Origin of the sequence: uncultured Microbulbifer sp. (genome assembly GCF_913055755.1) — a bacterium.
Lineage (GTDB): Bacteria > Pseudomonadota > Gammaproteobacteria > Pseudomonadales > Cellvibrionaceae > Microbulbifer.
In genome coordinates, this window is sequence record NZ_CAJXKH010000006.1 from 15075 (window position 1) to 41098 (window position 26024).

Genomic DNA, 26024 nt, shown 5'->3' on the forward strand with positions numbered 1-26024 from the left:
TTGCTATTTAGGTTGTGTGCAATATAATTGTGGGCACTCTAACCCTGAGGAGGCTTTTATGGCGGATTTATTCCAGATACCGGTGAAAACCAGTGAAGGCAGCGAAGCGACCCTGGATCAGTACAAGGGGAAGGTGCTGCTGATCGTGAATACGGCCAGCAAGTGCGGATTTACCCCCCAGTACAAGGGGCTGGAGGAGTTGTTCCAGCAGTACAAGGACCGCGGGCTGGTAGTTCTCGGGTTCCCCTGCAACCAGTTCGGAAAGCAGGAGCCGGGCAGTGACAGCGAGATCCAGCAGTTTTGCGAGTTGAACTACGGGGTCAGCTTCCCGGTGTACGCAAAGCTGGAAGTTAACGGTGACGGTGCGCACCCGCTCTTTTCCTATTTAAAAAAGCAGGCACCCGGGATTCTCGGTACCCAGGGGATCAAATGGAATTTCACCAAGTTTCTCGTCAATCGCGACGGTGAGGTGGTGAATCGTTACGCGCCCAAAGACAAGCCGGAAGAGCTTGCTGCGGATATTGAGCAGCTGCTCTGATGGAAGAGGATACCTCCAGGTCGGATCTGGCGCTGGACCGCCAGCTCTGCTTTGCCCTCTATGCCTGCTCGCGGGCAATGATCCGCGCATACCAGCCAATGTTGCGGGAGCTGGGCATTACCTATCCCCAGTACCTGGTTCTGCTGTTGCTATGGCAGTGGGACCAGGACGGCAGGCCGGTCAGTGAGTGGACGGTAAGCGCACTGGGCGCACGCCTGATGCTGGACTCGGGTACCCTGACGCCGCTGCTCAAACGCATGGAAAAGCAGGGGCTGGTCTCTCGTCGCCGCTGGGAGTCGGATGAGAGGGTGACCCTGGTCGGGCTCACGGAAGGGGGGCTTGCACTGCGGCCAAAGGCCCAGGCCTGGAGGGACCGGGCGCTGGGCGAGCTGGCAGTTCCCGCGGAGCGTTTGTCTGCATTACACAGGGAGTTGTGGCTGCTGTTGGATGAACTGCAGCCGGATGGGAAAATTTAGGATGTTTGTTTTTGCTTGTTCGCTAATGCACTTTTATTTTTGCTTAATCGTGCATTTTTGCATGGCAAAATAGGATGAATGTTGATTTTGCCTGACTGGAAAACGTATAGTCGGCCCTGCGGTCACTGCGACCGATCACAGGCAAATCCCTACTAACCAGATAGAAGCAACAGCCATGTCCGTCACTATCCCGATAGTGCAAGTCCGGTGCCCGGTCTCTTCCGGATCCCTTTCTATTTTTCCCCCGGCCATGTCAGCGCGCAACAGCGCCCACCCAGCCTGCCTATCTGCTCGCCTGCTAGCGCTCCCGCTACGACTGCCGCCTTGCGGCATATAATTTTATTCCCGTACCTCACGACAGAATTCCGCACTAAATTTGAGCAGCGCGTAGACAGCGGCTTAACCGCTGTTTAGCCTCGGGCCAGCTTAGGAGAAGAGCCCTGATGAACACTAAAAAAGATAAATTAGTCATTTTTGATACCACTCTGCGCGACGGTGAGCAGAGCCCCGGCGCCTCCATGACCAAAGAGGAAAAGATCCGAATCGCCACCATGCTCGAGCGCATGAGGGTGGACGTGATCGAGGCAGGCTTTGCCATTGCCAGCCAGGGGGATTTCGAGGCGGTGCAGGCGGTGGCGGAGATCGTCAAGGACTCCACCGTGTGCAGCCTTGCCCGCGCCGTCGGGCCGGATATCATCCGCGCCGGCGAAGCCCTGAAAAAGGCCAACTCCGGCCGCATTCACACCTTTATCGCCACCTCTCCGATCCATATGAAGTACAAGTTGCAGATGGATCCGGAAGATGTGCTGCGCCAGGCGGTGGAAGCGGTAAAAACCGCACGCCAGTTTACCGATGACGTGGAGTTCTCGCTGGAAGACGGCAGCCGCTCGGAGCCGGATTTCATGTACCGGATTATCGAAGCCGTGATCAAGGCCGGTGCCGGCACCATCAATATTCCGGATACCGTAGGCTATGGCGAACCCGGTGAATACGGAGCCATGTTCAAGCGGGTGATCGAGAATGTACCCAACTCGGACATGGCCATCTTTTCCACCCACTGCCACAACGACCTCGGTCTCGCGGTGGCCAACTCCCTGTCCGCGGTGATGAACGGTGTGCGTCAGGTGGAGTGCACCATCAACGGCCTCGGCGAGCGCGCCGGCAACGCGTCACTGGAAGAAATCGTGATGGCTGTGCGCACCCGTCAGGATCTCTATCCGGTGGAAACCCGCATCGACACCACCCACATAGTGCCGACCTCGCGACTGGTTTCTTCCATTACTGGCTTCCCGGTACAGCCAAACAAGGCCATCGTCGGTGCCAATGCCTTCGCCCACGAGTCCGGCATTCACCAGGACGGCGTGCTCAAGCACCGCGAAACTTACGAGATCATGCGCGCGGAAGACGTGGGTTGGGGCCAGAACCGCCTGGTACTGGGCAAGCACTCCGGCCGCGCTGCGGTAAAAGCGCGCTACGAAGAGCTGGGTGTGAATTTCTCCGACCCGGCGGAGTTCAACGTGCTGTTCCAGCGCTTCAAGGATCTGGCGGACAAGAAGCACGAAATCTTTGACGAAGACTTGCAGTCGCTGATTTCCGGTGCCGCAGATCCGGTTGAGCACTACCAGCTGCAGGAGCTGGAGGTGCTCAGCAAGAGCGGTACCACCCCGCACGCGCAATTGCAGCTGCAGATCGACGGTGAAACCTCCCTCTGCAGTGCCGAGGGCAGCGGCCCGGTAGATGCCATCTTCAAGGCTATCGAGTCCGTGGCGGACAGCAAGACGGACCTGAAACTATATTCCGTAAACGCGGTTACCCAGGGTACCGACTCCCAGGCCGGTGTTACTGTGCGCCTGGAGCGGGAAGGCCGGTTGGTGAATGGGGTCGGTGCGGATACCGATGTGCTCGTTGCATCCGCCAAAGCCTACCTGGATGCTTTAAACTTGCTCGCCAGCAACAGTAGCAAACAGCAGGGCGTTTAGGTCCTGGTTGGGATTTGGGGATTAGAGTGAACGAACTACAGCGGACGGAATATCTTACGGCACTGGGTGTAACCAGTTATATGCCCAGGTTCCGCCTGCCGCTCGCCCCGGATCCGGTACAGGCGTTGCTGCCGCCAGCGGCGGAAGAGGTTGCCGAACCGCCCGCTGCAGCGGCATTGATGGCGGCAGTCGGTGCGGCAGAACCTGCGGCAACGGCCGCGGTGGCGACCGCGGCGGCGACCGCTCCGCCGTCCGCGGAATCTGCCCCGGTGGCGGATGTCGGCCGGGTCATCGGCAGCCTTACCGCTGAGACCAAAATTGCCGCACAACCGGCGAAGCCGGTTGCCGTGGCGCCGCCGGCGGAGCGGGTCGGCCCATTTGTGCTCAACTGCTGGTGGCTGGGGGGGGAGCTTCTCGCCATCGACAGTCGCGAGCCGGGCACCGCACTGCCGGTAGAGACCCTGTTTGGCAATATTGCCCGCGCCCTGGGGTGGCACCAGCTGGCGACAGAGCGGGACAAGCTCAGGTGGCCACTGGCGGAGAACCCCTTTGCCGCGGCTGCTGGTGCCGAGGATGCCCGCGATACCTGCAGCAGCTGGCTGGAAGCCGCCTGCGCCAGGAAGCCGGTAAAGTCCATCTGGCTGATGGGGAGCCAGGCGCGGGAGTTCTGTGCCCCGGCCCCGCTGGAAGAACCGGTGAGCGAGTGGCAGGGTGCCAAAGTGGTGGGCATGCCCAGCCTCTCCGAGCTGCTTAACGAGCCCCTGCGCAAGCGGGACCTGTGGCAGCTGTTGCGCAAACTCTACCCGGAACACACGCGGCGCTGATATCCTGCGTTTCCCCACGGTTGATCACGAAAGTTGCCCCGCTGTGAATGCTCCTTCAAGCCATCGCTCGCTGCCCGCCACCCCGCTGGCGGACCTGCACTTTGCCCGTGCCTCCGTTGCCGACTGTGATGCACTGGCGCGCCTCGCCCGCGAAGCACACACCCATCCCTGGAATGCCGGCCAGTATCGCGACAGCCTGAAATCCGGCCACACCTGCTGGGTTTTGCGCGCCGCTGAGGGGCAGGATATTTTTGCCTGCTGTGTGACCAGTCAGCTGCTGGACGAGGTGGAAGTGCTCGATGTTGCCGTGGCCAGCAGCTGCCGGCGCCAGGGACTGGGGGCCAGTCTGTTGCAACAGGTGCTGGCGCAATTGCCGCAAGAAATCGCCCGCGTACTGCTGGAGGTGCGCGCGTCAAACCGCCCGGCCCGCAGCCTGTACCACAAGCTCGGTTTTTCCGAAGACGGCCGCCGCAAGAACTACTACCCGAAAGCCGACGGCAGCCGGGAAGACGCGCTGCTGATGAGTCTGGTACTGTAGTTGCCACCGCGTCCGCTGTATTACGGAAATTTCATGCTATCCCCCAATACTCAGCCATCCCTGCTCGAAGGCCCGGTGGCCGCCCACCTGCATCGCCTCGCCCTGCCCATGGTCTGGGGCATTCTCGCCACCATGTCATTCAATGTGGTGGATACCTACTTTGTTGCCCAATTGGGGGACCGGCAGCTGGCGGCGATGAGTTTTACTTTCCCGGTGGTGATGGTCATCAATGCCCTGGCAATCGGCCTGGGCGCCGGCACTTCTTCTGCAGTGGCGCGCGCATACGGGGCCGGAGATATGGCGCGGGTGCGCCGGCTGGTAACCGACGCCACGCTGCTCGCATTCATCATTGCGGTACTCGTCACCGCGCTCGGGCTCGTCACCGTGGGGCCCCTGTTCCGCCTGCTTGGTGCGGACGAATCGCTGCTGCCACTGGTGCGTGATTACATGCAGACCTGGTACCTGGGGGCGGTGTTTGCGGTGGTACCCATGGTGGCGCTTTCCGCCATGCGCGCCATCGGCAACAGCGCGCTGACCGGGCGTATCATGATCGCGGTCGCGGTGTTCAACCTGGTCCTGGACCCGCTGCTGATTTTCGGGTTGCTGGGCTTCCCGCGGCTGGAGTTGCAGGGGGCGGCACTGTCCACGGTCATCGCCCGCGCGGTGAGTTTTCTGGCCGCGCTGTACTTTCTGGTGCGCCGAGAGCAGATACTTGCCCTGCCGACCTTTCAGTGGGCCGCGCTCAGAGAGTCCTGGCGGACGTTGTTGGCAGTGGGGCTGCCGGCAATGGCCACCAACGTGATAATCCCCATGTCCGGAGGCGTGGTGGTGGCGCTGGTTGCTGTTCACGGTGTCGATGCCGTGGCCGGGTTGGGGGTGGCGCTGCGCATCGAGCCAATGGCGCTGATCGTGTTCTATGCGCTGTCTTCCATCGTCGGGCCATTTATGGGGCAGAATGCGGGTGCGGGCAAGGATGAACGCTTGCGGCAGACAGTGCAGGTACTGGGGCGCTTCTGTCTGCTTTTTGGTGTGTTGCTCGCCGCACTACTGTTTTTGCTCGGTGGGCCGCTGGCATCACTGTTCAGCGATTCTCCACAGGTGCTGGCGGTGGCCGTGGCTTACCTGAGCCTGGTGCCCTTCAGTTACTGCGGCTATGGCTTTGTGATGTCGGCGAATGCGGCATTCAATGGTCTCGGGCACCCGCTGCCCGGCACCCTGATTTCATTTCTGCGCGTGCTGGGTCTGTACCTGCCATTGGCATGGCTCGGCAACACATTCTGGGGTATACAGGGGCTGTTTGCGGCAACCGCAGTCTCCAACCTGGTATTGGGGGCGGCGGCTTTCTTCTGGCTGCGGCACTATATCGGTGGGCAGGCGGCGGATACCGCCAATGGCGCTACGGAGCGGGAGGCTTCCCAATGACGCAATCGAAAGTACTGGCAGCAAAGCGCCTGGTGCATAGTGTTCTGCTGATTTTTTCCCTGCAGTTGTTGCCGGCAGTTGCGGAAAACGGCTCCGTTAGCAGCCCGTTTGACCGCTACCCAATCCACTTCACCACCGTAAACGACACTGCGATTGCCTATCAGGATATGGGGTCGGCAGACGCCGAGCCGGTGTTGCTGATCATGGGACTGGGTGCACAGATGCTGCACTGGGGCGACACCCTGGTGCAGGGGCTGCTGGATGCCGGCTACCGGGTGGTATTGTTGGACAATCGCGACGCGGGGCTGTCGCAGAAATTTTACCAGCTGTCCGCGCCACCGGTGTGGTGGGCGCTGGTGCGCAACAAGGTGGGGTTTAATCCCGAGCCGCCATATTCGCTCAATGATATGGCCGCGGATGCCGTGGGAGTGCTGGATGCGCTTGCCATCGAGCGCGCGCACGTGGTGGGCGCGTCCATGGGCGGCATGATCGCCCAGGTACTGGCGGCAGAATATCCACAGCGAACCACCAGCCTCACTTCAATCATGTCCAGTTCCGGCGCCCCCGGCCTGGCGGAATCCTCTCCCGAAGCGATCGAGGCGCTGGCCAGTGGCGCCAGGGCGGGCGACAGTCGCAGCGAGAATATTGCCACGCGCATGGCTATTGCCCGCACCATCGGTTCACCGGAATATTTCAGTGAGGACTATGCGCGGCAGCTCGCGGTCCGGGTGCTGAACCGCGGTAGTTACGCGCCGGGCGTGGTGCGCCAGTTTCAGGCGATTCTCGCCAGCGGTGACCGCTCGTCGTTACTGCAGCGTATCGAGGCGCCGGCACTGGTGATTCACGGTGAGGAGGATCCGTTGTTGCCACTGGATCACGGGCGGGACACGGCGGAAAAGATCCCCGGTGCACGTTTTGTCGCCGTTCCGGGGATGGGGCATGCGCTGGAGCCGGTGGTAAGCCGGCGGGTACTGGCCCAGCTGGTTCCGTTTTTACAAAATCGCGGGCAGCTGGCGGCAGAATAAAGGCGGCACTGCCCGCGACCGTTGCCAGGCTGTCAGCCGTGCGCGAGCGGTTGCGTCGCATCAGCCAGCCAGGCCCGGGTTTTCTCGTCAACCAGTGGTGTCAGCGTCTCGCGCACTTTCTCGTGGTAGTCATTCAGCCACTGCAATTCCGCATCTGTAAGCAGCGCCGGTTCAATCAGGTGGCGCTCGATCGGTGCCAGGGTCAGCTCTTCAAACTCCAGAAATCCTGAAAACGCCGCGCTCTCTTTGACGAAAACCAGGTTCTCGATACGGATGCCATATTCGTCCGTGAGGTAGAAGCCCGGCTCGTTGGATACGATCATGCCGGCTTCCAGGGCGACGTTGCTACTGGCCTTGCCGATGCGCTGGGGCCCTTCGTGCACACTGAGAAAGCTGCCGACGCCGTGCCCGGTGCCATGGGCATAATCCAGGCCCGCATCCCACAGGGACTTGCGCGCGAAGGCATCGATCTGTTCGCCGCAGGTGCCGACCGGAAAGCGCAGTGCGGCGATGGCGATATGTCCCTTGAGCACCCGGGTGAAATGATCTTTTGCCGCGGCGGGGAACTCGCCCAGCGCCACGGTGCGGGTGACATCGGTGGTGCCGTCCGGGTACTGGCCGCCGGAGTCGATCAGGTAAATGCCGCTGGCTTCCATGGGCAGGCTAGATTCCGGGGTGACGCGGTAGTGGACGATGGCGCCGTTGCCGCGGTAGCCGGAGATGGAATCGAAGCTGTCGTCGGTAAAGCCTTCCCGCTGTTCGCGTTTTTCCCGCAACAGTTTTACCGCTTCCAATTCGCCGAAGTTCCCTCCCTGCACCGCGTCCGGCAGTTCGGCGAGAAATTCGCACAGCGCGGCGCCGTCGCGGATATGCGCGGCGCGGCTGCCTTCCAGCTCCACGGCGTTCTTGCGCGCCTTGGCCCCGGTGATGGGGTCGCGTTCCTGCAGGATCTGCATTTCCCGGTTTCTGAGTTCATGCAGGGTCCAGCAGTTGGTGAGCAGCGGGTCCGCCCATACACGCTGCACATGCTGGCGCTCTGCGGCGGCGAACAGTGCAGCTTTGTCGCTGACCAGTTCCACGTCGTGGCCCAGGTGCTGGCGCAGGGCGTCGCCGGTTGCGTTCTCTGCCAGGTACAGGGTGGCGCTGCCGTCCTTGTAGAGGAATCCCATGGAGAGTGCCACGGGCAGGTGGGGTATGTCGCTGCCGCGGATGTTGAACAGCCAGGCGCAGACTTCGGGGTTGGCGAGCCACAGGGCTTCCTGGTTTTTCTGCTCTAGTATTCTGGCGATGCGCTGGCGTTTGCTGACGGAGTCTTCCCCGGTAAAGGTCTGGGGGTGGGGGCGCGCGGGGCCGCTTGGGGGGGCGGGGCGGTCCTGCCAGATGCTGTCGATGGGGTTGCTGTCCAGTGCGCGCAGGGTGATACCGCATTCGTCGAGGCGTTTTTTCAGGGGGGCTAGCCCGGGTTCTGTGTGCAGGCGCGGGTCGTAGCCGAGGATGGCGCCTTCGCCGAGGGCGTCGCACAGCCAGTTGGCGATGTCTGCGGGCACCAGGTTACATTGTTCGATGGGCTGGGTGCCGATCTGCTGTTTGGCCTGGAGGGTGTAGCGGCCGTCGACGAACAGTGCGGTGCGTTCGATGGTGGTGGCGGCGAGGCCGGCGGAGCCGGTGAAGCCGGTGAGCCAGGCGAGGCGTTCGTCTGCGGCGGGCACGTATTCGTTCTGGTACTCGTCGCAGCGGGGCACCAGAAAGCCCTGTACCTGCTGCTCAGACAGGGCCTGTTGCAGCGCTTCCAATCGTTCCTGACTCATTATTCACCTCATTGCTTGAATCCCGTGGCGGATCCGCTGACCGGGGACAACTTGCGGGACACGCCGTGAACCCATCCATGGGGGCTCGGCTGCGGCCATCCAGGCCGCAGACGGTCCCGCAAGTTGTCCCCGGCCATCGAATCCTTCGCATCGTATTTCGCTGACACTAGATAGTGGCAGTAATGAAATTTAGCCGCAGTCTAGGCCCCTTAAATCGCCATTTCCAGCGATTCCAGCGCGCCAGACGTGTATAATGCGCGCCTGTTTTTTATCCAGTCTCAAGTTGCATTATGGGTCAGTCTTCTAGCCTGGCGGGCATCAATGGCCGCCGTACCTTTGCCATCATTTCTCACCCGGACGCCGGTAAAACCACGGTGACCGAGAAGCTGCTGTTGTTCGGGAATGCGATCCAGCTGGCGGGCTCGGTGAAGGGTAAGAAGGGGCCGCACGCGCGTTCTGACTGGATGACCATGGAGCAGGAGCGGGGGATCTCGGTGACGTCCTCGGTGATGCAGTTCCCGTATAAGGAGCGGGTGGTGAACTTGCTGGATACGCCGGGGCACGAGGACTTCTCCGAGGATACCTACCGGGTACTGACGGCGGTGGATTCCGCGCTGATGGTGATTGACGGCGCCAAGGGTGTTGAGGATCGCACCATTAAGCTGATGAATGTCTGTCGTCTGCGCACGACGCCGATCCTGTCGTTTATCAACAAGCTGGACCGGGATATCCGCGATCCCATCGAGGTGATGGACGAGATTGAAGAGGTGCTGAATATCCAGGCGGCGCCGATCAACTGGCCGCTGGGTTCCGGCAAGCACTTCAAGGGTGTTTACAACCTGTATACGGACACCATTCATGTGTTCAAGCAGGGGCAGGGGCACACGATTCCCGAGGATATCCAGATCAAGGGGCTGGATTCTGACGAGGCGACCGAGCTGCTGGGGGAAGATGCGGAAGATATTCGCGAGGAGATCGACCTTGTGCGCGGTGCTACCCACGAGTTTGATCTGGAGGCCTACCGCGCCGGTGAGCTGACACCGGTATTCTTTGGTACCGCGCTGGGTAATTTCGGTGTGCGCGAGATGCTGGACGGTTTCGTGGAGTGGGCCCCGGGTCCGCAGCCGCGGGCAACCAGTGAGCGCGAGGTGCTGCCGAGCGAGGATAAGTTCTCCGGTTTCGTGTTCAAGATCCAGGCGAATATGGACCCGAAGCACCGCGACCGCATTGCGTTTATGCGTGTCTGCTCCGGCACCTACAGCCGCGGTATGAAGATGAAACATGTGCGTATCGGCAAGGATGTGAAAATTGCCGATGCGGTGACCTTTATGGCCGGCGACCGCACCCATGTGGAGGAGGCCATTGCCGGTGACATTATCGGCCTGCACAATCACGGCACCATCCAGATTGGCGATACCTTTACCGAGGGAGAGGCCCTTAAGTTTACCGGTATCCCGAACTTTGCCCCGGAACTGTTTCGCCGAATCCGCCTGAAGGATCCGCTTAAACTGAAGCAGTTGCAGAAGGGCTTGCAGCAGCTGTCGGAAGAGGGTTCTACCCAGGTATTTTTCCCCCTGGATAACAACGACATTATCGTTGGCGCGGTGGGGGTACTGCAGTTTGAGGTGGTGGCCTACCGTCTGAAAGACGAGTACAAGGTGGAAGCCATTTACGAGAACGTGAATGTAAATACCGCCCGCTGGGTCGACAGTGAGAGCGCCAAGGAACTGGAAAACTTCAAGCGCAAGGCGAGCATCAACCTCGCCCTGGACGGCTCCGGCCACCTGACCTATCTGGCGCCGACGCGGGTAAACCTGCAGCTGGCAGAGGAGCGCTATCCGGATGTGCGTTTCTATGCGACCCGCGAGCACTGATTGCCGTTACGGCAATGATTTCGCAGTAAACAAATTTGGCCGTAACAGAAAGCGTTGCGGTGACAAAACAGAAGAGACTGAAAAAAGTGAGCGCTGCCAAAAAGCCTACAATTCCCACCGGGCTGCCGGAAGAAATGCCGCGAGCCGGCAATGCATTTACCAAGGGCCTCGGCCTGCTGATCGTGAAAATGCTTGGCTGGCGTCTTGAGGGCGAGTTTCCGCCAGAAAAGAAGGTGATGGTGGCCCTGGCTCCGCACACTTCCAACTGGGACTTTATCGTAGCGATGCCATTTATTATGGCGCTGTGTTTGAAAGCTTCTTGGCTGATGAAGAAAGAGGCTTTTTTCTTTCCCTTCAAGAACCTGTTCAAAGCGCTTGGCGGCATTCCCACCGACCGCTCGGCGGCGGGGGGGATGGCGAAACAGGTAGCCAACCAGTTTCGCCAGAATGAAAAAATGTGGGTTGCGATCACTCCCGAGGGGACTCGAAAGAAAACCGACAAGTGGAAAAACGGTTTTCTGCGCATAGCCTATGCCGCCGACGTGCCGGTGTTGCTCATTGCGTGGGATTTTCCCTCCAAGCGGGTTGTGGTGGATTCCCTTTATCGCCCTACCGGCGACAGGGATATCGATATGCGCGAGATACAGAAGCGCTTTCACAAATACCAGGGGCGCAACCCGCAAAACCAGACGGATTTTGACGAGGCGGCCTGAGCCAGACTGGGGATTCCGTGACGGAAATTACCGGCGAGCTGACAGCTGTTGTTTATCTGATTTTGACCGCGGTGGCGTTCGCCGCAGGCTTTATCAGCTCGATTGCCGGCGCCGGTGGCATGATCACACTGCCGGCACTGTTGTGGGCCGGCATCCCACCACTGGACGCCCTGGGTACCAATAAATTCCAGAGTGTGTTCGGCACTCTCTCCTCCACTCTCAATTTCTTTCGCAAGGGGCACCTGGATTTCCGTCCCCTGTGGCCGGGGTTGCTGGCCGCGGCCGCGGGGGCGGCTGCCGGAACCTGGTCGGTAACCCGGTTGGGCGGCGAGCAATTGCGCACCCTGCTGCCGGTATTGTTGATTGCCATCGCGCTGTATTTTGCCTTTTCGCCGCGGATTTCGGATTTGGATGGCAAGCCGCGAATGGGCAACGGCTGGTTCAACCTGCTGGTGGGCGGGGGCGTCGGCTTTTACGGGGGCTTTTTCGGCCCCGGCATGGGGTCCTTTTATGCCCTCGCATTTGCTGCCCTGCTGGGGTACAACATGCGCAGGGCCACGGCGCATACCAAACCGCTGGTGCTGGCCACCAACACTACCTCGCTGATTATTTTCATGGCCGGTGGCCATTTGCTGTGGTCGCTGGCACTGTGTATGTCCGGCGCGCAGTTTGTCGGTGCGCGTCTGGGGTCGAACCTGGTGATTGCCCGCGGTGCCGCACTGGTAAAGCCGGTCATCATCGTCGCCACGCTGCTGGTGGCGATCAAGCTGTTGCTGGAGGCGTAGGCAATGACAATTGTTATAACCCTGTGCCTGTCGTTCGCGGTCTTCGCTGTGATTGTGTGGGGGCTGATGCACATGCGCACGCCGCGCTTTCGCATGGAGCGGGCGCAGTTCCTGCATGGCCTGGAGGAGGTGATTACCGGGCAGGCAGATGACAACGAGTGGCGGGTGCTCACCGGTTACCCCATGCGCCACGATCCGCCGCTGGAAAAGTTGCGGCTCAAGTGCCTGGAAATCGAACAAACCGAATATACCGGCAGGATGCCCTATCTGTTCACCGAAGCGGGGCTGGAGCGCCTGCGCGAAGTACGTGAACAGTTACTGGCGTTGCCGCCGCAAGACCAATCCGAATAATTCCAACGCGCCGTAAATTGGAGAAAAACATGTTGAAACCCCTGATGCATCTTACCGGTGGCCTGGCCGCAGCACTGCTGGTCGCCACTGCGCAGGCTGCGCCCCTCAAGCAGGAAGACCTCTCGGTGGCAGAAGTCCTGCGCGACCGCGCGCTGGAGTCCTCCGACGCCTACAGCCTGGTAGAGTCGCTGACCGTTGAGGTGGGCCCCCGCCGTGCCGGCACCAAGGGGGACGAACGAGCGGTGGCCTGGGCGCAGGAGAAAATGCAATCCCTGGGCTTTGACCGGGTATACACCGAGCAGATCGACGTAAAGCGCTGGGCCCGCGGTCACGCCCACGCGGAAGTGGTGGCACCTTTCCCGCAGCCACTGGTGGTCACTTCCCTCGGTTACGGTGCCGCCACCCCGGAAGCCGGCCTGACCGCGGTAATTGTGGAGTTCGCAGACGTTGAAGCACTGATGAAGGCACCGGCGCGCAAGGTGAAGGGCAAGATTGCCTTTATCAACAAGCGCATGGAGCGCGCTCGCACCGGTGAGGGCTACGGACCGGCGGTACAGGGGCGCAGCAAGGGCATGCGCGCGGCGGCGGAAAAGGGGGCGGCGGCGCTGCTGCTGCGCTCCGTCGGTACCGACTCCGACCGCTTCGCCCACACCGGTATGATGTCCATCGACGGGGTGGAAAACCCGGTTCCGGCCCTGGCCCTGTCCGCGCCGGATGCCAACCTGCTGGAAGCCATGCTGAAGCGCGGCAAGCCGGTGCAAGTAAAACTGAATGTGGACAACCAGCGCCTGGAAGACGGCCCCTCGTTTAACGTGATTGGCGAAGTGCTCGGCCGCGAAAAGCCGGAAGAGGTGGTGATTATCGGTGCGCATCTGGACAGCTGGGACGAGGGCACCGGTGCCCTGGATGATGGTGCCGGTGTCGCCATCGTGATGGAAACTGCCCGACTGATCGCCGAGCTACCCCAGCGCCCGCGCCGTACCCTGCGGGTAGTGCTCTACGGTGCCGAGGAGATTGGCCTGGTCGGCGCCAGGCAGTATGTGGAAGCGCATCGGGACGAACTGGAAAAAATCGTGATGGTGTCCGAGTCCGATTTCGGTGCCGGCAAAATCTGGCGCTTCGACACCCGTATCCCGGAGAACAAGTTCGCCATCGCCGACCAGATGATGCAGCTGCTGGCGCCGCTGGGCATCGAGCGAGGCAACAACAAGTCCTCCGGCGGCCCGGACAGCAGTGTATTCGTTGCCCGCGGTGTCCCCGCCATGGGCCTATACCAGGACGGCAGTGACTACTTCGATTACCACCACACGCCCAACGACACCCTGGACAAGGTGGATCCGGACAACCTCAAGCAGAACGTCGCCGCCTGGGTAGTGATGTCCTTCCTGGCCGCAGAAATGGAAGGGGACTTTGGTCGGGTGCCCACAGAGCACTGAGTAAATACTCACTCTCCAGAAAGCCCCGCACCCGCGGGGCTTTTTTGTTGTTGTCAGACCGGTTTAGTTTGCTTGGCAAGTGTGTACAATATCCGGACTGACCAATTTGGGGCGACCGGGGCATGGCTGCTGTGTGCGTGCAACAGCAGAACCGCCGGCGTAAACGTACCGATTCAGACGGAGATCCACTGATGAAAATCGCACTGATGAACGAATTCAGCCAGGCGTCGAAAAATGCCATCGTGCTGAAAGAGCTGCAGGATGTGGCGGGTGAACTCGGGCACACCGTGTTCAATACCGGCATGAGCGATGATAACGATCACTACCTCACCTATATCCACCTGGGCGTCATGGGCAGCCTGTTGCTGAATTCCAGGGCGGTGGATTTTGTGGTGAGTGGCTGTGGTACCGGCCAGGGCGCGCTGATGTCCCTGAATGCCTATCCCGGCGTTTTCTGCGGCTACTGCATCGACCCGGCGGACGCCTTCCTGTTTGCACAGATCAATAACGGCAATGCGCTGGCCATTCCCTTTGCCAAGGGCTTCGGCTGGGGTGCGGAGCTGAATATCCGCTACATGTTTGAAAAAGCCTTTACCGGCGTGAAGGGGCAGGGCTACCCGCCGGAGCGCAAGGAATCCCAGGTGCGCAACGCGGGCATCCTGACTCAGGTTAAAAATGCGGTATCCAAGGATTATCTGGACGCGCTGAAGTCGCTGGATCAGGAGCTGGTGAAAACCGCAGTTTCCGGCGAGCGCTTCCAGGCGTGCTTCTTCGAGCACAGCCAGGACCAGGCGCTGACCGATTACGTGCGCAGTCTGCTGGACGCGTGATCCAGTCATGTCATTGCGCCGGATCCCGGCGCAATGACATGGCTTCCCTCAACCGTTAGCGGCGTTCGCCGCGCAGTCCCAAGACGGTTTCCTGCAGTTGCTCGGCTTTGACCGCCGCTGCCTCCATCGGCTGGCCGGCCACCACACAGACTTTTGACCAGAAACGCTTCGGTAATGTACTGAAGGCGTGCCCGTCCTTGTGGCTGAAAAAGCTGCCCCACAGCCCACTAAGGGCCATCGGAATGACGGGTACCGGTGTGCGCTGCAGAATCTTTTCAATCCCAGCCTTGAAGGGCTGCAGCTCCCCGTCTCGGGTCAACTGGCCCTCCGGGAAAATACACAACAGGTCGCCGTCTTTCAGGCCCTGTTCGATCTCTTCAAACGCGCGAGCATATCCCTCCGGGTCTTTCTGTCTCGAGCAGATGGGAATGGCGCGGCCGGTTTTGAAGATGAAGTGCAGTACCGGGATTTCGTAGATGGGCTTGTACATGATAAAGCGGATGGGGCGGCGCACCGCACCTGCCAGCAGCAGCGCGTCCACGTAACTTACGTGGTTGCAGGCGATGATCGCCGGGCCTTCTTCCGGTACCAGTTCCAGGCCCTGATGCTTTACCCGGTACATGGTGTGGGACAGCAGCCAGATCAGCAGGCGCATGGCGAACTCCGGCACCTTGCTGAACACGAACACCGCCACCGCCGCGTTCATCAGCGCGATGATCAGGAAAAACTGCGGAATGGTCGCGCCCAGCATGTTCAGGAAAACGATGCCCATGATGGCGGCCACCACCATAAACAGTGCGTTTAGCACATTGTTTACCGCGATAATCCGCGCGCGTATTTCCGGTGCCGAGCGCTCCTGCATCATGGAGTACAGTGGCACGATATAGAAACCGCCGAAAATGCCAATCAGGGTCAGGTTGATCAGGATCGAAAAAGCGCCGGGGCTCGCCCAGAATGCGGCAATGGTCATCTCTGCAGGTGGCGTATAGCCACCGGTCGCGCTCGCCAGCAATACCCCGGCAAGGGTCAGCCCGGCCGCGCCGATGGGGACCAGGCCGAGTTCCACACGCCCGCCGGACAGCTTTCCGCACAGCAGCGAACCGATGGCGACGCCGATGGTGAAACAGCACAGCAGCAGGGTCACCAGGGATTCACTGCCGCCGAGCACGTTGCGGGTGAGGCTGGGAATCTGGGTCAGGTAGGCCGCCCCCAGCAGCCAGAACCAGGAAATGCCGATGATGGCGTAAAACACCGCCGGGGTTTTGGCCGCTTCGCGCAGGATTCTGCCGGTCTGCGAAACCGGGTTGTAATTGATCTTCAGGTCCGGCGCCGGGGCCTTGGCCCTGGGGATATTGCGCGCGGCGAGATAACCCAGGGAGGCGGTGGTCATGATGATGGCGGATATCCACCAGAGACCGGACTCGCCCTCGCCGGTCTTTCCCGCCAGCAGGCCGCCGACAATGGTGCCGAGCAGAATGGATACGAAAGTCCCCATTTCTACCAGGGCATTGCCACTCACCAGTTCGGCCTTTGCCAGGTGCTGGGGCAGGATCGCGTACTTGACCGGGCCGAAGAAAGCGGACTGTACGCCGAGCAGGAACAGCACCGCCAGGCAGAGATAATTGTTGCCGCTGAACAGCGCGGCGACGCCGAAGGCGCCGATGCCGATTTCCGCCAGCTTGATCCGGCGAATCAGCACGCTCTTGTCGGTCTTGTCCGCCACCTGGCCGGCGGTGGCGGAAAAAAGGAAGAACGGCAGGATGAACAGGCCCGCCGCGAGGTTGATCAGGAAGTTGGCCTCGCTGGCGGCAAGGCGGAAGGCGATCATCACGATCAGTGCATTCTTGAATACATTGTCGTTGAAGGCGCCGAGAAACTGGGTGCAGAAGAACGGCAGAAAGCGGCGGCTGCCGAGCAGCTGAAACTGACCTTTTGCGGCCATGGGAGACTCCTTTGGCTGGCTCTCGCCCAATGTTACTAATAATTCTCCGCTGGAGGACAGTTTCTGGCGCCAACTACCCGGCGCAACAAAAAAGCCCCGCGAATTGCGGGGCTTTTTTGTTGGAGCGTGTTACCCCGGCGCTAGCCGGGAGACCTGTTACCAGATCGCAACACGCTCTTCTTTCGGCAGGTACATGCCGTCGCCTTCCTTCACGTCAAAGGCACTGTAGAACGCTTCGATGTTCGGCAACACGCCCTTCACCCGGTACTCCGCCGGAGAGTGCGGGTCGGTCTTCATGCGTTCGCTGAGGGCTTCGTCGCGGATTTTGCTGCGCCATACCTGGGCCCAGCCCAGGAATACACGCTGGTCACCGGTAAAGCCGTCAATCACCGGTGCTTCCTCACCGCTCATGGACATCTTGTACGCCTTGAAGGCAATGCCAAGACCGGACAGGTCGCCGATATTCTCGCCCAGGGTCAGTTCGCCATTCACATGCTCGCCTTCGAGGGGCTCAAAGCCGTCGTACTGGGCAACCAGCTTGCCGGTGAGGTGCTCGAAGTTGTCGCGGTCGGAGTCGGTCCACCAGTTGTTCAGGTAGCCCTTGCCGTCGAACTTGCTGCCCTTGTCATCGAAACCGTGGCCGATTTCGTGGCCGATCACACCGCCGATACCACCGTAGTTCACCGCGTCATCGGCGTTCATGTTGAAGAACGGCGGTTGCAGGATGGCAGCCGGGAATACGATTTCATTGCGCGCCGGGCTGTAGTAAGCGTTCACGGTCTGCGGTGACATGCCCCACTCGGTGCGATCCAGCGGTTTGCCCAGTTTGCTGCGCTCGTGGTTGGCTTCGAACAGGCGCGCGGCAAGCACGTTGCCGGTCAGGTTGTCAGCGCTCACTTGGAGTGCGCTGTAATCGCGCCACTTGTCCGGGTAGCCAATCTTGGTGGTGAAGTTTGCCAGCTTGATCAGGGCTTCCTGTTTGGTGGTGTCACTCATCCAGGTGAGTTCCTCGATGGACTCCTTGTAGGCAGCCTTGAGGTTGTTTACCAGCTCGACCATGCGCGCCTTGGCTTCCGGCGGGAAGTGCTTTTCTACATAGCGCTTGCCGACCAGCTCACCGACAGAGCCGTTTACAAACTGCACCGCGCGCTTCCAGCGGGGTTCCATTTCCTTGGTACCGCGCAGGGTGGTGCCGTAGAAATCGAACTGAGCCTGGGCGAGCTCGTCGTGCATGTACGGGGCCATGGAAGTCAGTACCTTGACCTTCAGGTAGCGCTTCCAGGTCGTCATGTCGGTGTCGGCGATCACCTTGTTGGCGGCTTCCAGGTATTCCGGCTGGCCCACGGAGAAGTAAGCTTCCTTGTCCAGCTTGGCATCGGCCAGGTAGATGTCCCAGTTGATCGCGGGCATCAGCTTGGCCATGTCACCGGCAGCGGTTTTGTTGTAGTACTTGTCCGGATCCCGGTTTTCCACACGGGTGCGGTGGTGTTCAGCGAGGCTCTTCTCCAGCGCGTACAGGGATTCCGCTCCGGCCTCCGCATTTTCGATACCTGCCAGCTGCTGTACTTTTACCAGGTAGGCTTTGTAGGCCTGTTGCAGTTTCTGGCCTTTTTCGGATTCGTCGAAGTAGTAGTCGCGGTCGGGAAGACCCAGGCCGGCCTGCCAGAAGAACACCATATAGGATTCGACGTTTTTCAGGTCCTGGTAAACGGTGGTCCCGAAGGGGGCGTCGTAACCGGCCATATCCGCGTAAGCGAAGTAGCGGGTCAGGTCGTCCATGGACTCGATTGCATCGATTTTTTCCAGTTCACCGGAAATGGCGGAAAGCCCGCTCTTTTCGATCTGGTCCTGGTTCATGAAGCTGTTGTAGAGGGCACCGATCTGCTTGGCGTCGACGCTGTCGGCGTGCTCGCCGGCCTCCATAATCAGCTCTTTCACCTCTTTGGTGGCCTTGTCGCGCAGCATGCTAAAGCCACCCCAGCGCGACTTGTCCGCCGGAATTTCGGTTTTCTCCATCCAGCTGCCATTCACGTAGCCATAAAAGTCGTCCTGGGGACGGATGCTGGTGTTCATGGCGGTGAGGTCGATACCGGAGCCCAGCTCGGTCACCTGGACTGCAGCAGTTTCCTGGGCAGCGGGGGATTCCTTGGCGCTGGCTGTGGCCGCGGGCTTGTCGGATTGGGAGCAACCGGCAATGGCACCGGCAATAGCGAGAGGTAAAAGCAGCTTTTTCATCTTTGGCCTTTTGGGCTTGTTATGCAGAATGATCTTTGGGGTTAGTAAACCCGATCCCGGATAGTATTCAGACCTCGGTTCGGGAGCAAGCCGGACTGCGGTCAAAGGTGTCTTGTATCCGGTGGACTGTGGTAGCGGAGGGAGAGAGTGCGCTGGCAGGTTGTGGGGTGGGAAAAAGTTCTAACTGTGTGCGATTCAGGCAATAAAAAACCCCGCTTTCGCGGGGCTTTTTATTGTCTCAGTCCGGCAGTCGGAAAGTGATTGGGACGGAGAATCTGTATTCATCCATATTCAGCTGTGACGGCGTGGCGGGGAAGGGCCCGGCACGCTCGACCGCATCGACCGCTTCGCGGTTCAGGCTCGCGTAGCGGGACTCCTGCACGGTGGTTACGTCTTTTACCTTACCCTTGGCATCGATGGTGACATTCAGGCGCACACTGCCTTCCTGGCCACGCTCCTGGGCGCGTTTGGGGTAGCGGATGTGTTTGAAGGTGTGGCGCAGCAGCATGGAGTGATAGATCTGGCGCGCCAGGATCATATCTGCGGTGAGCGGTGCTTCTTCCTCTTCATCCTCGAACTCCTCTTCCGGAGCCGCCGGGCGGGACTTGGTGGGTTTCAGCGGTTGCGGCTTGGAGGGTGCCTGGGCGGCTGCGGTTTTCTGTTGCGACGCCTGCTGGCGAGCGGCTGCGGGCTTCTCTACCGGGGGGGTACCGAGGGAGGCCAGGGTCGGCGCGGGGATGTCCGCCTTGAGTTCCGGCTTGGGTTTGGCGGCGGCAACCTGAGCGGGTTCAGGCTTGGCGGGTTCTGGGGCCGCTTCCTTGGGCTCATTGCGCTGCTCAACCATGTCGGTGACCTGGGCAATACGATCATCTGCCGGCTTCAGGCTTTCGTAGGTGGCCAGCAGTCCGGAATCCACGTTGCCGGAGCGCATCAGGTTATCGCGGAATTCCGTAGAGGGAGGTACCGGACCGATCCAGGCGTTCAGGAGGGTATTGAAGAACTCCCGGTCCGCCACTTTTCCGAGGAGAACATCGTTAAGAAAAATTGACGTGGTGCCGCTGTCCGCAGCGTAGTCCACGCGCAACTGGTCACCGGCGATAAAACGGCCCTTGAACAGATTGGCAAAGGTCACCATGTTTTCCGCTTGTCCGGACAGGGTGTTCCCCGCGTTATTAATGGCGATCCCTTCCATCCACTGGTTGCGGAAACGGCGTGCAGACAGGCGGTCGGCGATAATCCTGACTTGCAGGCTGCGCGGCATACTATTGTCCAGCAGCTCGTGGGCATTTCCGGAAAGGCGTTCGGAATATACTGCAGCGATATAGCGGTCTTTATTGAATTGCTGTTCCAGCGCCAGGCCATTCAGCAGCGGAGCCGCTTTTGCAGTCAGGGCCGTGGCGAACAGCAGCAGGGCAATGACAAAATTGTTAGATTTCATTTTGCTTTGGTATCTTCTGAATCGCCGGATGGGAAGAAACCGGCAGATTAAGCGCTGAAAAAATAATCAAAATACCCCGGAAAACTTTTCTTGCGCTTCGAAAGCACCTTCCCCCCGAAAGGTGCAGGTCCGGAAAAGGCTGTGATTTAACCGTGTGAGAAAGCGCACAGAAAAATCAAAAAATTAACCGGATCACATCCCAACTCTACTTCAACTGCAACGGAGTTCAACCCTGAAATGGGTAAAATGTCTCGTTTTCTCAATTTCCTGAAAGCCCGGGGCAGACAGCTGTCACTTTCGGCCTAGAATGCTGGCTTAAATAGTGCACTCATGTGCCGCCATGCACCGCCGGCGGGCTCAGGGCCCGATACCCGACCGACATAAAATTCAGTTTTTCCATGGATTACAAACCTCTCAGTGATTACCCGCGCGATGCGGTTGACCGTCTTTTAAATGTCATTCATTTGTTTCGTGATATTCGTGCCACCAGTGAATGGCAGTACGACGTCCTGTTGAAACGTTCGCGGCTGGTGACGCTATCTGCTGGTGAACCCTTGTTGCATGCCGGTGATGTGGATCAGTGGGTTTATTTCCTGTTGCGCGGTGAGCTTCAGGTGCATGTGGACGATGCGGCGGCCAACAATGGAGAGCGGCCACTGGCGGTGATCCGGCCGGGTGAGGTTTTCGGGGACCTGTCCATGCTGCTGACGGAGCCGCGTAGTGCGACCATTGTTGCGGCTCCCGTTGGCCAGGATATCCAGGTATTGGCGGTGGACTGTACCCTGTTCGGCGACCTGGAAGACTTTTCTCTGCTGCACCTTCCCACCAAGCTGGTTTTCTACCGCAATATGGTCCATTCCCTGCGCTGGAAGCTGGAGGTGTATCGCTCCAAGTACCCGACCCACGAGCTGGCCAATAGTCACCGACGTCTCAAGCTGTACACCGGCCCAAAAAACAGCAAGGAAGAACTGGTAGCGCTGGCGGATCAGGCCAGGTCCCTGGCCCGTATCCTACTCGATTGGAATGCCGAATTCGGTAGCGGCCACCTGGCGGCCGAGGAGTCCGATATGTCAGATTTCCTGGAGTCGATACTCTCCTGACGTTTTGCCCGCCCGGGGCGAAGCGAAGACCTGCGGTGTACGCCCTTGTGCACCGCCTCCCAACCCCCTCCTTGTGTTATCCGCGTCCCTCCCCACTTCATTGACTACTTTTTATGGGTTGAATCACCGGGTGGGGCTGGTGCGGGAATGCTATCAACCGCAAATCTGATCCAATTCCCTGTGGATTTCGTAATCCGGCAGATTTGACCAATGTGCGGCGGTCATATTGCGCATAAAATGCGCGCGGTAAACCTGGTCAGTGAATGATCACTTATTGGATGTTGGGGCGGCTTGTCGAAATGAAATTTTTGTCGAACCTCTGGGGCCAGCGCAATTATCGCGTGGCACTGATTGTGACTCTGCTGGCACTTCTGTGGCTGGGCAGCGGGTTGCTGGGTGAAAGCGGCGCTGCGCCGGAAAAGGTACTGCAGGGAAATTCCGCTGACGCGGGCGAGTCGCTGCGAGTGAAAGCGCGCAGGCTGCAGGCCCAGCCCTATACCACCCGGGTGGTGGTCAACAGTCGCACCGAGCCCAATCGCGCGGTTCAGGTTCGCGCGGAGCTGGACGGCGTGATTGCCGCCCTGCCGGTGGCAGAGGGGCGCCGGGTTGAGGCGGACGAAGTGATTTGCGAAATCGCCGCGGAGGATCGCCCCGAGCGCCTCGCCAAGGCCCGCGCCGCGCTGCGCAAAGCGGAGCTGGATTATGCCGGCGCACAGAAACTGCAGCGCAAGGGGTTGCAGTCGGAGGCTGCGATGGCACAGCAGGAAGTGGCGCTGGCCAGCGCCCGTGCGGATTTCCGGCGCGCGGAAGTGGATGTGCAGAACCTGCAGGTGCGCGCGCCTTTTGCCGGCGTGGTAAACAGCCGCGCGGTAGAGCTGGGGGATTTTATTCGTCGCGGCGAAGAGTGCGCGACCGTCCTCGACCTGGACCCGATCCTGGTGGTCGGTGAAGTTTCTGAAACCCAGGTGGCCAGCCTGCAGCAGGGCGGTATCGCCAGTGCCCGCTTGCAGCTCGGCGAGGTGGTTGAGGGCAGCTTGCGCTATATCAGCCAGCAGGCGCACCCGGTGACCCGGGCCTACCGGGTTGAAGTGGCGGTGGCGAACCCGCGAGGGCAGCTGCGCAGCGGCATCAGCGCGAGGATGGCGCTGCCCACTGGAGAGGTGATGGCGCACCGCATCAATGCATCACTGCTGACCCTCGATGACCGCGGTGACCTGGGGGTGCGAATACTGGATGGGGACCAGCGGGTACGCTTTGCCAATGTGCAGTTGGTGAGCGACGAAAATGCCGGTGTGTGGGTAACCGGTCTGCCGCCACAGCCCACCATTATTACCGTAGGCCAGGAATATGTGAGCGTGGGGGAGCAGGTCGCGGTGGAGCTGGAACAGTCCGCCGGCGACCTGCCGGCGCCCTCTGCAGCACTGGGTGATACTCGGGAGGGTGGTCAGGCGGGCGAGATGACCGCATCCCAGGACGAGGCATTGCCACAATGAGCCTGCTGGAAGGAGCCGTCGATCGCTTTCGCAGCAGCATCAGCCTAATGCTGCTTATCGTCATCGTGGGCATTGCCGCCCGTTCGGCCATGACAGTGGAATCCAGTCCCGAGGTGAATCCGCCGATAGTGATCGTGCAGGTGATGCACGAAGGGATTTCGCCGGAAGATGGTGTGCGGTTATTGATTCGCCCGCTAGAGCAGGAGGTGCGTGCGCTGGAGGGGGTGAAAGAGGTGATGGCGACCGCCCGCGAATCCCTGGTTTACCTGGTGATCGAGTTCGACTCTGCGGTGGATATCGACCTCGCGGTGGACGAGGTGCGCAATGCGGTAGACCGGGCCAAGGCGGAACTGCCGAGGGATGCGGAAGAACCCGTTGTCGAGGAGGCGTCGGCGCAACCTTTCCCGGCGATCGTGGTGACACTCGCCGGGGAGGGCGTGAGCGAGCGGGAACTGCTGCAGGGTGCGCAGCTGCTCAAGCGCAAAATCGAAAACATTGGCGAGGTGTTGAGTGCGAACATCAACGGCAATCGCGAGGAAGTGGTTGAAGCCACTATTGATCCGGTACGCCTGGAGCACTACCAGATCACCAGTGGCGAACTGATCAATGCGGTCCTGGGCAATAACCTGCTGATCCCCGCCGGCGAAATGGATGTCAGCAAAGGGCGCTTTTCGGTCAAGGTGCCGGGTTTGATTGAAAGCGCGGACGATGTCTATCAGATACCGCTGAAGCAGTCCGGACAGGGCGTGGTGACCCTGGGGCAGGTCACCGACGTGCGCCGCACATTCAAAGACGCCACCAGCTATACCAGTGTCAACGGCCGCCCGGGACTTTCCATCAGCGTCGAGAAGCGCACCGGCGCCAGTTCCGTGGATCTCGCGGATGCCGTGCGGGCTGCGGTGGACGCCGAGCGGGATTTCCTGCCCCGGGGTGTGGATGTCAATTTCGTGTTCGACCAGTCGCAATTTGCCCGGGATATGGTCAGCGAGATGGAGGGGAATATTCTCACTGCAATGCTGCTGGTCATGATCATCGTGGTCGCAGCGCTCGGGTTCCGCTCTGGACTCTTGGTAGGCTTCGGGATTCCGTTTTCCCTGCTGTTCGGCGCCATCGTATGCTGGTATCTGGGTTATTCATTCAACTTCATGGTGATGTTCGGAATGCTGCTGGCACTGGGTATGCTGATCGACGGATCCATCGTGATTACGGAGTACGCGGACCGAAAAATGGCCGAGGGGCTCTCCCCCCGGGTGGCTTACAGCATCTCCGTACGGCGGATGTTCTGGCCGGTGCTGGCATCAACCGGCACTACGCTCGCGGCCTTCCTGCCAATCATTTTCTGGCCCGGTGTGGTGGGCGATTTCATGCGGTACCTGCCGGTAACGGTTTTCGCCGTACTCGCCGGATCACTGATTTATGCCCTGTTCTTTGCCCCGGTGCTGGGTTCAATGTTCGGCAAAAGCCAGCTGGACCTGCAGACACAGCAATATCTGAAACAGCTGGAGTCTGGCGACCCAGGGCGCCTGCCGGGAATTACCGGTGCCTATGTGCGGATGCTGGAGCCCATCGTCCGTCACCCGTTGATTTCTTTCGGCGGCACGGTGGCGGCACTGGTTGCCATTTTCTTAGCGTTCAACATCTTCAATCCCGGGGTGGAGTTCTTTACCGACACCGAGGAGCAGTATGGCAACGTGGAGGTGCGCGCCCAGGGCAACCTTTCCATGGAGGAGAAAAAGGCACTGGTATCCCCGGTGGAGCGCGCGGTGATGGACGTGCCGGAGGTGCGCGTGGTGTATACCGCAGTGGGCGACGGCGGTATTTCCGGAAACAACGAAAAAGCACCGGATCAGATCGCCAACCTGCTGGTGGAACTGGTGCCAGCGTCGCAGCGCGAGCGCAAAAGCCGGGAAATCTTTGCCGACATTCGCAAACGCACCACCGATTTTGCCGGTATCAAGACCAGTGCCAAGGCGTTCGAAGGCGGGCCTCCGGTGGGCAAGGATATTGTGCTGGAGTTCCGCGGACGGGATTACGACCGCCTGCTGGCTGAAACCTGGCGCCTGCACCGGGCGCTGGAAACTGAGATCGGGGGGATTCGGGATATCGTCAACACCGCGCCACTGCCGGGGATTCAGTGGGAGGTGAAGGTCGATCGCGCCAAGGCTGCGCTTTACGGTGCTGACCTCACCGGCGTGGGGCGAGCGGTGCAGCTGGTTACCAACGGTGTACTGATGGCAGAGTACCGGCCCGACGATTCCGATGAGGAAGTGGATATCCGTATCCGTTATCCGGATCACGCCCGCGGAATCACGGCGCTGGATGGCCTGAAGGTTAACACCGCACAGGGAGCGGTTCCGGTAAGCAGTTTTGTAACAACGGTTGCCCGCCCCAAGGTGGACAAGATCGAACGCATCGATGGTATTACCCGGATGCAGGTCAAGGCGGACGTCGAGGACGGGGTGCTGGCGGACGACAAGGTCAGGGAAATTCGCCACTGGCTGGAACAGCACCCGGTGGCAGATGGGGTCGAGCTGATTTTCCGGGGCGCGGACGAGAATCAGAACGAGTCCCTGGTCTTTTTACAGGTAGCTTTCTCGTTGTCGCTCTTCCTGATGTTTATTTTACTGGTGACCCAGTTCAACAGCTTCTACCAGTCGGCATTGATTCTGTCCTCGGTGATTATGTCGACGCTGGGGGTGATGTTGGGACTGACCCTCACCCAGAGTACGTTCAGCGTGATCATGACCGGAGTGGGGATTGTGGCGCTGGCCGGCATCGTGGTGAACAATAATATCGTACTGATCGATACCTATAACCACGTGCGCCGGACAGAGCCCGATTTGAGTGCCGGCACCGCCGCGGTCAGGGCTGCAGCGCAGCGCCTGCGACCGGTATTCCTCACTACCGCTACCACCATTCTCGGCCTGCTGCCCCTGGCTCTCGGCGCCAGTGTGGACATGCTGGGGCGTACGGTAGTGGTCAACGGCGTGATTGCTTCATTCTGGGTGAAACTGGCCAGCGCCATCGTCTACGGCCTCAGCTTCTCGACACTGCTGACCCTGGTGGTGACCCCGGTAATGCTCGCTCTGCCGGGGGCGCTGCGGGAGCTGTTTGCCGGGCTGATACCTCCGGGTATCCGGGGCGCCCAGTGGGGGGAGGATTAAAGGCAGGGTTCACTTCTGCCAAAACGAAAAAACCCCGGGTAACCGGGGTTTTT

The 26024-nt window shown here is 60.1% G+C and carries 20 protein-coding genes; 16 read left to right on the top strand and 4 right to left on the bottom strand.

Features of this window, described 5'->3' with window-relative positions:
• Positions 1 to 58 precede the first annotated feature (58 nt).
• The 7 genes from QZ511_RS02410 to QZ511_RS02440 all read left to right on the top strand — a co-directional run bounded on the left by QZ511_RS02410 (position 59) and on the right by QZ511_RS02440 (position 6802).
• Positions 59 to 538, top strand: a complete 480-nt coding sequence (locus tag QZ511_RS02410) for a glutathione peroxidase (RefSeq protein WP_295798403.1) — start codon at positions 59 to 61, stop codon at positions 536 to 538.
• On the top strand, positions 538 to 1014 hold the full coding sequence (locus QZ511_RS02415; protein ID WP_295798406.1) for a MarR family transcriptional regulator: 477 nt from the start codon (positions 538 to 540) through the stop codon (positions 1012 to 1014). Before QZ511_RS02410 ends, QZ511_RS02415 begins: the two co-directional genes overlap by 1 nt.
• Positions 1015 to 1457: 443 nt before the next feature.
• On the top strand, positions 1458 to 2993 hold the full coding sequence (locus QZ511_RS02420; protein ID WP_295798409.1) for a 2-isopropylmalate synthase: 1536 nt from the start codon (positions 1458 to 1460) through the stop codon (positions 2991 to 2993).
• 26 nt (positions 2994 to 3019) lie between these two features.
• Positions 3020 to 3817, top strand: coding sequence for a hypothetical protein (locus QZ511_RS02425; RefSeq protein ID WP_295798412.1), 798 nt, complete (start codon positions 3020 to 3022; stop codon positions 3815 to 3817).
• A gap of 43 nt (positions 3818 to 3860) precedes the next feature.
• Positions 3861 to 4355 (top strand): ribosomal protein S18-alanine N-acetyltransferase, encoded by a 495-nt coding sequence (rimI, locus tag QZ511_RS02430; protein ID WP_295798415.1) that lies wholly within the window; start codon positions 3861 to 3863, stop codon positions 4353 to 4355.
• A 33-nt stretch (positions 4356 to 4388) separates the two neighbouring features.
• On the top strand, positions 4389 to 5777 hold the full coding sequence (locus tag QZ511_RS02435) for an MATE family efflux transporter (RefSeq protein ID WP_295798418.1): 1389 nt from the start codon (positions 4389 to 4391) through the stop codon (positions 5775 to 5777).
• On the top strand, positions 5774 to 6802 hold the full coding sequence (locus QZ511_RS02440) for an alpha/beta hydrolase (RefSeq protein ID WP_295798422.1): 1029 nt from the start codon (positions 5774 to 5776) through the stop codon (positions 6800 to 6802). The genes QZ511_RS02435 and QZ511_RS02440 overlap by 4 nt, the downstream gene beginning before the upstream one ends.
• Positions 6803 to 6834: 32 nt before the next feature.
• Here QZ511_RS02440 and QZ511_RS02445 read toward each other — a convergent pair whose 3' ends face one another.
• Entirely contained in the window at positions 6835 to 8610 is a 1776-nt protein-coding gene (locus QZ511_RS02445; protein WP_295798427.1) for an aminopeptidase P family protein, read from the bottom strand.
• Positions 8611 to 8900: 290 nt separating this feature from the next.
• Between QZ511_RS02445 and prfC the strand changes: the two genes are divergently transcribed.
• The 6 genes from prfC to QZ511_RS02475 all read left to right on the top strand — a co-directional run bounded on the left by prfC (position 8901) and on the right by QZ511_RS02475 (position 14599).
• Complete coding sequence (prfC, locus tag QZ511_RS02450) at positions 8901 to 10484, top strand: peptide chain release factor 3 (protein WP_295798429.1); 1584 nt, start codon at positions 8901 to 8903, stop codon at positions 10482 to 10484.
• 188 nt (positions 10485 to 10672) lie between these two features.
• A complete protein-coding gene (locus QZ511_RS02455) occupies positions 10673 to 11197 on the top strand; it encodes a 1-acyl-sn-glycerol-3-phosphate acyltransferase (RefSeq protein ID WP_295798553.1) in 525 nt (174 codons plus the stop codon).
• Between the two features lie 17 nt (positions 11198 to 11214).
• A complete protein-coding gene (locus QZ511_RS02460; protein WP_295798432.1) occupies positions 11215 to 11982 on the top strand; it encodes a TSUP family transporter in 768 nt (255 codons plus the stop codon).
• Positions 11983 to 11985: 3 nt separating this feature from the next.
• Positions 11986 to 12333: a hypothetical protein gene (locus QZ511_RS02465; protein ID WP_295798436.1), complete on the top strand. Its 348-nt coding sequence runs from the start codon at positions 11986 to 11988 to the stop codon at positions 12331 to 12333.
• Positions 12334 to 12362: 29 nt separating this feature from the next.
• On the top strand, positions 12363 to 13769 hold the full coding sequence (locus QZ511_RS02470; protein ID WP_295798439.1) for a M20/M25/M40 family metallo-hydrolase: 1407 nt from the start codon (positions 12363 to 12365) through the stop codon (positions 13767 to 13769).
• Positions 13770 to 13960: 191 nt separating this feature from the next.
• Positions 13961 to 14599: an RpiB/LacA/LacB family sugar-phosphate isomerase gene (locus tag QZ511_RS02475; protein WP_295798442.1), complete on the top strand. Its 639-nt coding sequence runs from the start codon at positions 13961 to 13963 to the stop codon at positions 14597 to 14599.
• Between the two features lie 55 nt (positions 14600 to 14654).
• Here the strand turns inward: QZ511_RS02475 and QZ511_RS02480 are convergent, their stop codons facing one another.
• From QZ511_RS02480 to QZ511_RS02490, 3 genes are all read right to left on the bottom strand, one after another.
• Positions 14655 to 16541 carry an MFS transporter gene (locus QZ511_RS02480; RefSeq protein ID WP_295798445.1) on the bottom strand — a complete coding sequence of 629 codons (1887 nt, stop codon included), beginning with the start codon at positions 16539 to 16541 and terminating at the stop codon, positions 14655 to 14657.
• A gap of 156 nt (positions 16542 to 16697) precedes the next feature.
• Entirely contained in the window at positions 16698 to 18776 is a 2079-nt protein-coding gene (locus QZ511_RS02485) for a M13 family metallopeptidase (RefSeq protein ID WP_295798448.1), read from the bottom strand.
• 238 nt (positions 18777 to 19014) lie between these two features.
• The gene (locus QZ511_RS02490; protein ID WP_295798451.1) at positions 19015 to 20214 is read right to left on the bottom strand and encodes a TonB family protein; all 1200 of its coding nucleotides are present in this window, start codon (positions 20212 to 20214) and stop codon (positions 19015 to 19017) included.
• Between the two features lie 398 nt (positions 20215 to 20612).
• On the opposite strand from QZ511_RS02490, the gene QZ511_RS02495 reads away from it, so the two are divergent.
• From QZ511_RS02495 to QZ511_RS02505, 3 genes are all read left to right on the top strand, one after another.
• Entirely contained in the window at positions 20613 to 21314 is a 702-nt protein-coding gene (locus tag QZ511_RS02495) for a cyclic nucleotide-binding domain-containing protein (protein ID WP_295798453.1), read from the top strand.
• Positions 21315 to 21613: 299 nt separating this feature from the next.
• Positions 21614 to 22807 carry an efflux RND transporter periplasmic adaptor subunit gene (locus QZ511_RS02500; protein ID WP_295798454.1) on the top strand — a complete coding sequence of 398 codons (1194 nt, stop codon included), beginning with the start codon at positions 21614 to 21616 and terminating at the stop codon, positions 22805 to 22807.
• The gene (locus QZ511_RS02505) at positions 22804 to 25971 is read left to right on the top strand and encodes an efflux RND transporter permease subunit (RefSeq protein WP_295798458.1); all 3168 of its coding nucleotides are present in this window, start codon (positions 22804 to 22806) and stop codon (positions 25969 to 25971) included. The genes QZ511_RS02500 and QZ511_RS02505 overlap by 4 nt, the downstream gene beginning before the upstream one ends.
• The last annotated feature ends 53 nt before the right edge of the window (positions 25972 to 26024 follow it).

Excerpts from the sequence above, each read along its gene's own strand:
- QZ511_RS02410 (WP_295798403.1), top strand. The coding sequence starts at position 59 with ATGGCGGATTTATTCCAGATACCGGTGAAAACCAGTGAAGGCAGCGAA.
- QZ511_RS02415 (WP_295798406.1), top strand. The coding sequence starts at position 538 with ATGGAAGAGGATACCTCCAGGTCGGATCTGGCGCTGGACCGCCAGCTC.
- QZ511_RS02420 (WP_295798409.1), top strand. The coding sequence starts at position 1,458 with ATGAACACTAAAAAAGATAAATTAGTCATTTTTGATACCACTCTGCGC.
- QZ511_RS02435 (WP_295798418.1), top strand. The coding sequence starts at position 4,389 with ATGCTATCCCCCAATACTCAGCCATCCCTGCTCGAAGGCCCGGTGGCC.
- QZ511_RS02440 (WP_295798422.1), top strand. The coding sequence starts at position 5,774 with ATGACGCAATCGAAAGTACTGGCAGCAAAGCGCCTGGTGCATAGTGTT.
- QZ511_RS02445 (WP_295798427.1), bottom strand. The coding sequence starts at position 8,610 with ATGAGTCAGGAACGATTGGAAGCGCTGCAACAGGCCCTGTCTGAGCAG.
- prfC (WP_295798429.1), top strand. The coding sequence starts at position 8,901 with ATGGGTCAGTCTTCTAGCCTGGCGGGCATCAATGGCCGCCGTACCTTT.
- QZ511_RS02455 (WP_295798553.1), top strand. The coding sequence starts at position 10,673 with ATGCTTGGCTGGCGTCTTGAGGGCGAGTTTCCGCCAGAAAAGAAGGTG.
- QZ511_RS02465 (WP_295798436.1), top strand. The coding sequence starts at position 11,986 with ATGACAATTGTTATAACCCTGTGCCTGTCGTTCGCGGTCTTCGCTGTG.
- QZ511_RS02470 (WP_295798439.1), top strand. The coding sequence starts at position 12,363 with ATGTTGAAACCCCTGATGCATCTTACCGGTGGCCTGGCCGCAGCACTG.
- QZ511_RS02475 (WP_295798442.1), top strand. The coding sequence starts at position 13,961 with ATGAAAATCGCACTGATGAACGAATTCAGCCAGGCGTCGAAAAATGCC.
- QZ511_RS02480 (WP_295798445.1), bottom strand. The coding sequence starts at position 16,541 with ATGGCCGCAAAAGGTCAGTTTCAGCTGCTCGGCAGCCGCCGCTTTCTG.
- QZ511_RS02485 (WP_295798448.1), bottom strand. The coding sequence starts at position 18,776 with ATGAAAAAGCTGCTTTTACCTCTCGCTATTGCCGGTGCCATTGCCGGT.
- QZ511_RS02490 (WP_295798451.1), bottom strand. The coding sequence starts at position 20,214 with ATGAAATCTAACAATTTTGTCATTGCCCTGCTGCTGTTCGCCACGGCC.
- QZ511_RS02495 (WP_295798453.1), top strand. The coding sequence starts at position 20,613 with ATGGATTACAAACCTCTCAGTGATTACCCGCGCGATGCGGTTGACCGT.
- QZ511_RS02500 (WP_295798454.1), top strand. The coding sequence starts at position 21,614 with ATGAAATTTTTGTCGAACCTCTGGGGCCAGCGCAATTATCGCGTGGCA.
- QZ511_RS02505 (WP_295798458.1), top strand. The coding sequence starts at position 22,804 with ATGAGCCTGCTGGAAGGAGCCGTCGATCGCTTTCGCAGCAGCATCAGC.